General features: G+C 37.7%; 14 protein-coding genes. All 14 read left to right on the forward strand.

Translation table 11 applies throughout. The features are described 5' to 3' along the window. The first annotated feature begins 147 nt into the window (after positions 1–147). The 14 genes from ACEN3Z_RS10910 (at position 148) to rplA (ending at position 10,529) form a co-directional block, all read left to right on the forward strand. Complete coding sequence (locus ACEN3Z_RS10910; RefSeq protein WP_407090883.1) at positions 148–1,308, forward strand: 5-methyltetrahydropteroyltriglutamate--homocysteine S-methyltransferase; 1,161 nt, start codon at positions 148–150, stop codon at positions 1,306–1,308. A gap of 2 nt (positions 1,309–1,310) precedes the next feature. Beyond that, positions 1,311–2,051 carry a cyclase family protein gene (locus tag ACEN3Z_RS10915; protein WP_407090884.1) on the forward strand — a complete coding sequence of 247 codons (741 nt, stop codon included), beginning with the start codon at positions 1,311–1,313 and terminating at the stop codon, positions 2,049–2,051. 163 nt (positions 2,052–2,214) lie between these two features. Continuing rightward, positions 2,215–3,636 (forward strand): cysteine--tRNA ligase, encoded by a 1,422-nt coding sequence (gene cysS, locus ACEN3Z_RS10920; RefSeq protein WP_407090885.1) that lies wholly within the window; start codon positions 2,215–2,217, stop codon positions 3,634–3,636. A 1-nt stretch (position 3,637) separates the two neighbouring features. Then, positions 3,638–4,042, forward strand: a complete 405-nt coding sequence (locus ACEN3Z_RS10925; RefSeq protein WP_407090886.1) for a Mini-ribonuclease 3 — start codon at positions 3,638–3,640, stop codon at positions 4,040–4,042. 1 nt (position 4,043) lies between these two features. Further along, positions 4,044–4,850, forward strand: a complete 807-nt coding sequence (gene rlmB, locus ACEN3Z_RS10930; RefSeq protein WP_407090887.1) for a 23S rRNA (guanosine(2251)-2'-O)-methyltransferase RlmB — start codon at positions 4,044–4,046, stop codon at positions 4,848–4,850. Positions 4,851–4,861: 11 nt separating this feature from the next. Further along, positions 4,862–5,395 carry an NYN domain-containing protein gene (locus tag ACEN3Z_RS10935; protein ID WP_338486781.1) on the forward strand — a complete coding sequence of 178 codons (534 nt, stop codon included), beginning with the start codon at positions 4,862–4,864 and terminating at the stop codon, positions 5,393–5,395. A gap of 61 nt (positions 5,396–5,456) precedes the next feature. Beyond that, positions 5,457–6,050: a sigma-70 family RNA polymerase sigma factor gene (locus tag ACEN3Z_RS10940; protein ID WP_138404230.1), complete on the forward strand. Its 594-nt coding sequence runs from the start codon at positions 5,457–5,459 to the stop codon at positions 6,048–6,050. A 113-nt stretch (positions 6,051–6,163) separates the two neighbouring features. Next, entirely contained in the window at positions 6,164–6,316 is a 153-nt protein-coding gene (rpmG, locus tag ACEN3Z_RS10945; RefSeq protein ID WP_138404229.1) for a 50S ribosomal protein L33, read from the forward strand. A gap of 14 nt (positions 6,317–6,330) precedes the next feature. Then, on the forward strand, positions 6,331–6,504 hold the full coding sequence (secE, locus tag ACEN3Z_RS10950) for a preprotein translocase subunit SecE (RefSeq protein WP_338486777.1): 174 nt from the start codon (positions 6,331–6,333) through the stop codon (positions 6,502–6,504). Positions 6,505–6,632: 128 nt separating this feature from the next. Next, positions 6,633–7,178, forward strand: a complete 546-nt coding sequence (gene nusG / locus ACEN3Z_RS10955; protein ID WP_197104055.1) for a transcription termination/antitermination protein NusG — start codon at positions 6,633–6,635, stop codon at positions 7,176–7,178. Positions 7,179–7,216: 38 nt separating this feature from the next. Beyond that, positions 7,217–8,020 (forward strand): hypothetical protein, encoded by an 804-nt coding sequence (locus ACEN3Z_RS10960; RefSeq protein ID WP_407090888.1) that lies wholly within the window; start codon positions 7,217–7,219, stop codon positions 8,018–8,020. A 122-nt stretch (positions 8,021–8,142) separates the two neighbouring features. Beyond that, positions 8,143–9,198 carry an acyl-CoA thioester hydrolase/BAAT C-terminal domain-containing protein gene (locus tag ACEN3Z_RS10965; RefSeq protein WP_407090889.1) on the forward strand — a complete coding sequence of 352 codons (1,056 nt, stop codon included), beginning with the start codon at positions 8,143–8,145 and terminating at the stop codon, positions 9,196–9,198. Between the two features lie 129 nt (positions 9,199–9,327). Beyond that, positions 9,328–9,753 carry a 50S ribosomal protein L11 gene (gene rplK, locus ACEN3Z_RS10970; RefSeq protein ID WP_138404224.1) on the forward strand — a complete coding sequence of 142 codons (426 nt, stop codon included), beginning with the start codon at positions 9,328–9,330 and terminating at the stop codon, positions 9,751–9,753. Between the two features lie 83 nt (positions 9,754–9,836). Continuing rightward, positions 9,837–10,529, forward strand: a complete 693-nt coding sequence (rplA, locus tag ACEN3Z_RS10975; RefSeq protein WP_407090890.1) for a 50S ribosomal protein L1 — start codon at positions 9,837–9,839, stop codon at positions 10,527–10,529. Positions 10,530–10,726: the final 197 nt, after the last annotated feature.

The following is a 10,726-nucleotide window of genomic DNA, read 5'->3' on the forward strand; positions in this document are numbered from 1 at the left end:
CGATTCCACGGAAATCCTTACACTACCGAACACCGTTGGAAGTATTTTTGAGTTACTTAGATGAAGCAGTTTTGTCTAGCTTAATTTGACAAATCAAAACCATAAATTCTTTGATTAAATTATTTTAAAATATTAGGAGGAACACACTTGACTACTTTTACAAAACGCACACGTTCACCATTTCGCTATGATGTTGTAGGAAGTTACTTAAGACCAGAGGAGTTAAAAGCAGCTAGAGCAAAGTTTGCTGAAGGAAAAATTACACAAGCAGAGTTAAAAGACGTTGAAGATAAATTCATTATTGAATTAATTAAAAAACAAGAAGAAGTTGGACTTAAAGCAGTGACAGATGGTGAGTTTCGCCGTAGTTGGTGGCATCTTGATTTCTTCTGGGGCTTAAACGGGGTTGAAAAAGTTAACGACGGTGGTTATCAATTCCACGGTGAGTATACTCGTGCCGAAACAGCTCGATTATCAGGACCAGTTTCAGGTGAAAATCATCCGTTTGTTGAGGATTTTAAGTTTGTTCGTGATCATGTGTCCGAAGGTATTGAAGCAAAACAAACTTTCCCAGCACCAGCTCAATTACTTGCTGAATTATATCGCCCAGAAAACATTGAAGCCACTCAAGCAGTATATTCTAGTGAAGAAGCATTAGTTAACGATGTAGCAAAAGCTTACCAACAAGTTATTCGTGATTTATATGACGCTGGAGCTCGTACAATCCAATTAGATGACTGTACATGGGGGATGATTGTGTCAGAGAACCCTGAAGGCGTATCTACTAAATTACAGTTAAACTCAGATAATATAGAAGAAAGAGCAAAAGCAGAAACTCGTCAAAAATTAAAAGAACTTTATATTACTGCCAATAATAAAGCTTTAGAAGGTGCACCGGAAGATTTAGTTATTAATACCCATGTATGTCGAGGAAATTATCATTCAAAATGGGCAACAGAAGGCGGTTATAATGAAGTTGCACAACCCTTATTTGACCGAGGGAATTACGACGCATACTTCTTAGAATACGATACGGATCGTGCGGGCGGATTTGAACCATTAGAATATGTATCTGATGATAAATACGTTGTTCTAGGTTTAGTAACATCAAAAGATGGTGAGTTAGAAGATCGGGAAACATTAATTAAACGCATTCATGAAGCGGCGGAATTTGTTCCGTTAGAACGCTTATGTCTAAGTCCACAATGTGGCTTTGCTTCAACTGAAGAAGGCAATATCTTAACAGAAGAACAACAATGGGATAAGATCCGTTTAGTTCAATCAGTTGCTGAAGAAGTGTGGGGATAGATATGACTCAAACTGATTTCGCTCAACTATTATTAAGTGCTAAGCGAGTTGATTTAAGTCATCCAGTTTCTGATAAGATTCCAAAGTTTTCAGCTTTAGAAATTTTAACAGAGAAAGTCATCTTTAACATTGATTTAGATGGATTTTATGCTAAAGAATTTACACTGCCGAGCCAATACGGTACCCATATTGATGCACCGATTCATTTCGCAACGGGTAAACGTACTTTAGACGAGTTAACTTTAGATGAGTTAATTCTTCCGTTGTATGTACTGCATTTTGAAGAGAAAGTGGAAGTAAATTCTGATTTCACAGTCAGTGTGGCAGATATTCAAGCGTATGAAGAAGAGAATGGAGAGATTCCAGCTGGAAGTTTCGTTGCTTTTTCAAGCGGATGGTCTAGACGTTGGGAAGATCACGATGCCTTTTATAATAAAGATGAGTCAGGTGTGAGTCACACGCCAGGTTGGTCAGTCGAGGCATTAGAATATTTACATAAGGAGCGTCAAGTGAATGCCATTGGACATGAGACATTAGATACGGATAGTGGTGTCGATTACACTCGCACGGGGTCCCTTGCTGCTGAGTATTACTGGTTAGCTTTAGATAAATATCAAGTCGAAGTGATGAAGAATCTAGAGCAATTACCCACTCAAGGAGCTGTAATTATTGTCGCACCAGTGAATATTGTTGGGTCACCAGGGTTTAGTGTTCGTGCTTTTGCTTTAGTTCCAAATGAATAGGTATAACTAATAATCATTAAACCATCACTTAGCGCAGGCGTTTAGGTGGTGGTTTTTCTTTATATTGGAATAATGAATAGAAGAATCTTACCTATTCTCTCCATAGGTAAACGGCGGTAATTATGATAAGATATGAATACATTAAATAAAGGAGTCAATAACAATGAGTATCCAATTATATAATACATTAACTAGACAAAAAGAATTTTTTACACCACAAAAAGAGAATGAAGTGACTTTTTATGTTTGTGGACCCACTGTATATAATTATATTCATATTGGGAACGCTAGAAGTAGTGTGGCATTCGATACCATTCGTCGCTATTTAGAGTACCGTGGATTTACTGTTAACTATGTATCAAATTTTACCGACGTTGATGATAAGATTATTAAAGCAGCTAAAGAAGAAGGATTAACGCCTAAAGAGGTGGCAGCTAAATATATTGAAGCATTTATGGAAGATACAGGTGCTTTGAATATTAAACCTGCGAATAAATATCCACGCGTCATGGATCATATTGAAGATATTGTGGCATTTAATGAGCGTTTAATTGAAAAAGGTCACGCGTATGAAGCAGATGGGGATGTGTATTTTAGAACAGACTCCTTTGAAAAATACGGTGAACTGTCTCATATGTCTTTAGATGAATTGCGTGTTGGGGCAAGTGAGCGTACAAATGATGAAGAACTTGCACGTAAAGAGAATCCAATTGATTTTGCTTTATGGAAAAAGGCTAAAGACGGTGAGATTAGTTGGGCATCTCCATGGGGAGAAGGACGTCCGGGTTGGCATATTGAATGTTCAGTGATGGCAACGAAACATTTAGGCCATACATTAGACATTCATGCAGGCGGGCAAGACTTAGAGTTCCCTCATCATGAGAACGAAATTGCGCAATCAGAAAGTCATTATGACCAGACTTTTGCAAATTACTGGTTACATAATGGGTTCGTGACGTTTGGACAAGATGAAGAGAAGATGAGTAAATCTTTAGGGAACTTTGTTCTATTGAGAGATTTAATTGAGGCGGTTGATCCAATGGTTGTCCGCTATCTTCTAGGAACAGTTCACTACCGTCGTCCGTTGAAATATGATGATGCGGCTTTAGAGGATGCGCGAAATAATATTGCTCGTTTAAGAGAAGTATTACGCCGTACAAATTACCGTATTGACCAAACGGAAGAGACAACCGAAGTGCAAGATTCTGGCTGGTTAGACCGGGTAAATGAGATCGAAACATCGTTTAAAGTCGCCATGGATGACGATTTCAATGCAGCAAATGGTATGACAGCAGTGTTTGAACTGGTTAAAGTGATGAATCACTATCTTGAAGAAAAAACAGTTGAAAAAGCTGTTTTAATTGAAATGAAACAAAAATTAAATGAATTATTAAGTATTTTCGGCTTAGTCCTTGAGAAAGAAGACTTAGTTGACGAGACAATCCAAGCTTTAATCGATGAACGTAACCAAGCACGCGCTGATCGTAATTTCCAACGTGCCGATGAAATTCGCGATGAGTTAAAAGCCCAAGGAATACTACTAGACGATACGCCACACGGAACACAATGGAAACGAGAGAATTAATATGAATGAAAAAGCAAACTTACTCAACGGTGCAGCCTTAGCCTATATTGGAGACGCTGTTTACGAAGTCTTTGTCCGTGATTATGTCTTAAGTAAAGGCGAAACAAGCCCCAATAAATTACATAAAGCAGCTGTAAAATACGTTGAAGCACGCGGACAAGCAAGTGTGATGCACCATTGGCTATCTTTTGATGACTACTTAACTCAAGAAGAGATTACGATGTACAAACGCGGTCGAAATAATAAAGCCAATACAAAAGCTAAAAATGCATCGATCGGAGATTACCGCCAAGCGACTGGCTTTGAGTCACTCGTTGGTTGGTTACATATGAGCCGCAAATTTGATCGCCTGCAAGAACTTCTACAGGCAGCCGTTGATTATATCGATGAGAACCAGGAGGGATAATATGTCTGCGAAGCCAAATAGAAAAAATAACGACCCCAAAAAATCAAAGAATAACGAAGAAATATCGCAGGATTCCGAATTTCAGTACGGAAAACACGTTATAATCAATTTATTGGAGTCAAAATCACAAATAAATAAACTATTTCTACAAAAGGGGATTTCAGGTCCAGCAATTACTGATATATTGAATCTAGTGAAGCAACAAGGCATTGTATTCCAAGAGGTTCCAAAATCGAAACTCGATGATATGACAGATAATGCAAATCACCAAGGTGTTGTTGCTACTGTACCACCATTTGAATATTCTACATTGAATGATGCGTTTGACTTAGCTGATTCCCAAGGAGTCCCGCCTTTCTTTCTCATTTTAGATGGGGTAGAAGACCCGCATAACTTAGGGTCAATTATTAGAACGGCTGATGCCGTTGGTGTTCATGGAATTATTATTCCAAAACGCCGCGCCGTAGGACTAACTGGGGTCGTTGCAAAAACATCAACCGGAGCGATTGAACATGTCCCGGTGATTCGCGTAACGAACCTTTCTCAAACAATCACTGAGTTAAAAGAACGCGGTGTTTGGATCTTTGCGACAGCTATGGAAGGCGAAGATATGCGAACTTGGAACAGTGAAGGCGCGATTGCACTCGTTATTGGTAATGAAGGGCAAGGTGTATCACAAAATATTCTAAAAAATGCCGATGGTACAGTAACTATCCCGATGATTGGACATGTGCAAAGTTTAAACGCAAGTGTAGCTACTGCAATCCTTGCTTATGAAGTTGCCAGACATCGTATTCCAAAGATGTAAGGAGCGATAAAATGCGCAGAAAAGAAGTTCTCTTCGTGGACGGATATAACATGATTGGTGCTTGGCCTGAATTAGAGCAGTTAAAGAAACGTGACGAAATTCAAGGAGCCAGAGATTTGCTATTATTTGAACTTTCAAACTATCGAAAGTATCGAGATATTGAGGTCATTGTGGTGTTTGATGCACAATTTGTCCCAGGAATTACCTCAACTTTTGAGGAGTTTAATGTCACTGTTGTCTTCACACAAGAAGGGGAAACAGCAGATAGTTATATTGAACGGACAGTCAAACAGCATATAAATGCCCTGACTCGAGTCGTGGTCGCAACGAGCGATGCAGCCGAGCAGTGGATGGTCTTTCAACAAGGTGCTCTGAGACAATCAGCTAATGAGTTACTAATGGAAGTAAATTACGCCAAGTCACAAATTAGAAGCGATGTGAGTACTTTTTATGACTCTCGCATTCGAAGGCGAAGTCCTTGGGATGTCACTCATTTAGAGAAATTGGACCGCTTACGAGAAGAGATTGAAGGGCAAAGCGACTAATACCACTAAGACATAACTTAATCTGTTTCATCCTATTTTAAAACAGGAAGGATACAGAGCGATGAAGACAATGACCATTGAAGCGTTGGTTATAGGATTAAAGAAAGAATTTAATACAGATGTTTTTGAACATATAGTGAATAGATATGTACCTTTATATAAAAGTTGTTTTAATCAGATCAAAGTTCCTAATTATGATTTAGAAGATTATTACCAAGAAGCACAAATTATTATGTTAGAAGCCATCGATATGTATGATCCAGAAAAACAACACCGATTTTCAGGCTTCTTTAAATTATTATATAAGAACCGAATCATTAATCTTTGTCGTGCTGACCAGGCGTATAAGCGTGGTGGAGGTATTAGAGAGTTGTCACTTGAATATCAAAGTAATAAAAATCAAAGTGAAATCAATCTGTTAGATCAGATTGAAAATCATTATCATATATCAGCTCAAGATATGATTGAATTGAAAGAAGTCCATAACTTATTTATTGATTCATTGTCATCTCTAGAACGTAAAGTATTCTTCAATTATCAAAAAGGTGACAGTGTTAGAGAAATAGCGAAACAATTGGTCATTAGCGAAACCCAAGTGCAAAGTGCCTATGATCGATGTAGGAAGAAGTTAAAGGACTCATTCTCTCTTGAATAACTTTTGAAATTAAAAATTAGATAACTTATGCAATCAATGCTTGACAATTGTAGGTACTTTTCATTATGATTTATTGAGATGTAAAGATGAATCTATAATAGGAGGGGTTGCATATGGCACAGAGAAAAGCAGCTTTGGCATGTACAGAGTGTGGCCAACGCAATTACCAAATGACACCGACACAAACGGGTCAATCTGTTCGTCTAGAACTTAAAAAGTTCTGTCGATACTGTAATAAGCACACAATACATAAAGAAACTAAGTAGATAGGTGGATAAGAATGAACTATATTAAATCAGTCGGAAACGAAATGAAAAAGGTAAATTGGCCATCAGTTAAAGAAGTCAATCGCTTTACTTGGATTGTTGTTATCTTTGTCGTTATTTTCGCATCTTATTTTGCATTAACCGATGAAGTATTCTCGTCACTAATGGATTGGTTATTTAGTGTTTAATTAAAAAGAGCGTGATTTCTAGTTTTTTTATAGTAATCATTGAAGGATTAATGGTATAATTGACGCAAGGAACGAACCTACTGTTTTGTAGGTTTTTTATTTTGAGAATTTTTTGAAAGGAGTTCAATATGGAATCAAATAAAGCATGGTATGTTCTACATACTTATTCAGGATATGAAAACAAAGTTAAAGAAAATATTGATTTACGTAAAGATAGTATGGCAATGGGGGAGAATATCTTCCGTGTGGTTGTCCCTACACAAGATGTTACAGAAGTGAAAGACGGCGAACCAAAAACTAAAACACAAAAAACTTTCCCAGGTTATGTTTTAGTTGAGATGGTTATGTCAGATGATGCATGGTTTATCGTTCGTAATACACCAGGGGTAACAGGTTTCGTTGGCTCGCATGGTGCCGGAAGTAAACCAGCACCACTTTTAGATGAAGAAATCGCCTATATTCTAGGTGACGGTGAACAACCGAAAGAAATTATCGACTTAAATATCAATACGGGTGATCGTGTTGAAATTACAGATGGTGCCTTCTCAGGTCTTGCAGGTGTTGTTGAAGAAGTGAATCAAGAACATCAGAAAGTTAAAGTTCTTATTGAAATGTTCGGTCGTGAAACAGTGGCTGAATTAGAATTCAACCAAATCAAAGAAGAAGAACTGTAGTAAGCAACTAAATCACGATAGTTAGGAGTACAAACTATATGAACTCATTTCATAAATATTATCGTTGGGCTGTGCCAGTATTCTTCGTATTATTACTATTATTGAACTATTTGAGTGCGGCAGGGATTATCTTACCAGCAACTCAAGCAGAAGTTTCAGATAAATATGTGAATTTATTTGCACCAGCAGGCATTACTTTTTCAATTTGGGCTGTGATTTATATCGGAATGGCATTGACAATTAGTATTGATTTTATCCGTCCAAAAGGAGATCGTTTCGGTGCGCTTTACCGTCAATTGATTTTAACGCGAATGATAGAATGGATTGCTTTAAACATTGTCTGGATTATTTGTTGGAGTAATGAATGGTTACTTGCTTCACTGATCGTTATTTTATTATACACAACTAGAATTATGAAAAGTGTTGAAGCTATTAGTGCTACACCCACATTAAGAGAAAACCCTTGGTTTTTAAAATACTCAATGGGTCTACATTTTGGTTGGTTATTAGTGGCGAGTATGGCTAACTTAACTACTTATACTGTAAGTCAAGGTGTTGATTTAACCGGTACAATAGGTATTATTTGGACGGTTGCGTTAATGATTGTTGTGGCAGCACTTTCAGCTTATTACTATACAAAGTTAGGTAATGAGATGATTATGCCAGTAGCATTATGGGCTATCCTAGGAATATTTATTAAACATAGTCCATTTTCATCCTTTGAATATAAAAGTAATATCGTTATGTATGTAGCCGCAGTTCTTTTTGTTATAAGTGCCGTTGGCTTCGTTCAACTGTTCCGACTACAAAAAGAACAACGAGTTAAAAGAGTGAATAAATAGGTTATAAGGTGAATCTAATTTAGGTTCATCTTTTTTGTGCTCCTTCGGATGCACTTTCATTTATGGTAAAATGACTATAACAAGGTCACTCAGTTTTCTTAAGAGAGAGTAGGAGACACATTATGAGACTCATCTTAAAAGTTTTACTCCGGATTGTAGTGATTGCTATTCTAATCACGGTTATTATCTTCGGAATACGTTGGGTTCAAACGAATCGGTATAGTGAGTATATTGCAACGGATGAAGAAAGTGTCTATGTCGAGCCAGCCAATTTAGCATTGTATGAGACAGAACAAGCCAATATGACAGTTGAAACAATCGAAGAAGGGTATGTTAATGGCTTCCATCTTGTTCCAGATGAAATTTTAGCTGAGGGAGCGATCTTCACCTTTGGGGGTTCCGAAGGTTCGCCCAATTATGAGTTAGCGGTTCAATTGGCAAATGAAGGATACGAAGTTTACAGTTTATTCTTTTTCGGACCAGGTGAATTACCTGAAAGTATTCATGAAGTTCCCCTCGATTTCTACCAAGAAGTCTTAGCTTATCACGAAGAACATAGTCAATCGGATGGTCCTATCACAGTCTTAGGTGCTTCTAAAGGAGCGGAATTAACTTTAAACTTAGCTACCATCTATGAAGAGATTGATCACATCGTATTATATGCACCGTCTACTTATAATTTCTTCTCACTAGACCAACAAAATGCAGACGCCAGCTCATGGTCTTACCAAGATGAGCCATTGCCGCATTTGAGTAATCAATCAGGTAGTATGATAGAAACAATGCAGATGATTGCAGGCTTTATCACCTATACACCGGTGTCATATCAACCAATTTATGACAGTGTGATTGAAGGAAGCGAAGCAGAGAGTCTAGAAGCAGCTCGCATTAAAGCTGAAGAATTTACAGGGGAAGGAATTATTTTCGCCGGTGGCGACGATTTAATGTGGAATTCAAGTCAAATGGGTGAAGCGATTATTGAACAGGCAAACCAAATTGAATTACACAATTATCCAGAGGCAGGTCATTTATTCTCAAATAAAAGATATTTAGGAGACTCTGCAGGATTGATTGCCTTAGGTGGGAATGATGAAGCCAATCAAGCCGCTTTAGAAGAAAGTCATGCCATTTTGTTAGAGAATTTAGCTAATTGGCATAATAAAGAATATAAAATGTAGATTAGCACTTGCAATATGGAATAAACATGGTATACTATTTCGGTGCGCAAGAACGCACACTGAGTGGGAGGAGTGAAGCTCACTCCGTAAACCACATCACGAAAAAAATTTTACAAGGAGGAATGTTTCGTGGCTAAAAAAGTCGTAACACAAGTCAAATTACAAATTCCAGCGGGACAAGCAAGTCCAGCGCCGCCAGTTGGTCCAGCATTAGGTCAAGCGGGAGTTAACATCATGGCGTTTACTAAAGAATTTAACGCTCAAACACAAGATCAAAATGGGATGATTATTCCAGTAGTAATCGATGTGTATGAAGACCGTTCATTTAGTTTTATTACTAAAACACCACCAGCTCCAATCTTACTTAAAAAAGCAGCTGGCTTAAGCAAAGCTTCTGGTGAACCAAACAAAAACAAAGTTGGTTCAGTAACAAAAGCACAAGTACAAGAAATTGCTGAAATTAAAATGAAAGACTTAAACGCAGCAGATGTAGAAGCTGCTATGCGCATGATCGAAGGAACAGCTCGTTCAATGGGAATCACTGTCGAGGGCTAAGCATAACGCAGCTTCCAGCCCGTATTCTATCGGGTGTGGGAGGTATTACCGTTAATACCACAAATATAGGAGGAATAAATTAAATGGCTAAGAAAAGTAAAAAATTTCAAGCGGCATTAGAAAAAGTAGACCGCAACAATTTCTATAGCGCAGATGAAGCAATCGCATTAGCGAAAGAAATCGACTTTGCGAACTTTGATGCAACTATGGAAGTATCTTACAACTTAAATATTGATGTTAAAAAAGCTGATCAACAGATCCGTGGAGCAATGGTATTGCCACATGGTACTGGTAAAACTCAAACAGTTGTAGTTATCGCAACTGGAGATAAAGCTAAAGAAGCAGAAGCAGCAGGTGCTGATTTTGTTGGTGAAGCAGACCTAATCGAAAAAATCAACGGTGGTTGGTTAGACTTCGACGTAATGGTAGCAACACCTGACATGATGGGACAAGTTGGTCGTCTAGGACGCGTATTAGGACCAAAAGGCCTAATGCCTAACCCTAAAACTGGTACAGTAACACAAGATGTTACTAAAGCGGTTAACGACATCAAAGCAGGTCAAGTTACTTACCGTGCTGACAAAGCAGGAATCGTTAATGTTCCAATCGGTAAAGTATCATTTGATGATGCTAAATTAAAAGAAAACTTTAACGCATTACACGAACAAATCGTTCGTTTAAAACCAGCTTCAGCTAAAGGTACTTACATGACAAGTTTAACATTGTCTACTACTTTTGGACCTGGTATCAAAATTAACGCTCCAGGAATGGAATAATCAATTTTAACTTAAATAATTACGAGCTTAGAATTTGAAGTAAGTCTTCATTTTTTAAGCTCTTTTTTTGGGTTCATGAATTTTTGATGTTGGTGGACCGAGGAGCCAGGTGACGCAGTCACCTTGGCTCTTTTTTTATTCCTATGTTTAAGTGTCTCTCTATGCAACGATAGTTTGTGTTGTGTTCTCATCTTTAA

This window comes from Ruoffia sp. FAM 26254, from assembly GCF_045528545.1.
Lineage (GTDB): Bacteria > Bacillota > Bacilli > Lactobacillales > Aerococcaceae > Ruoffia > Ruoffia halotolerans.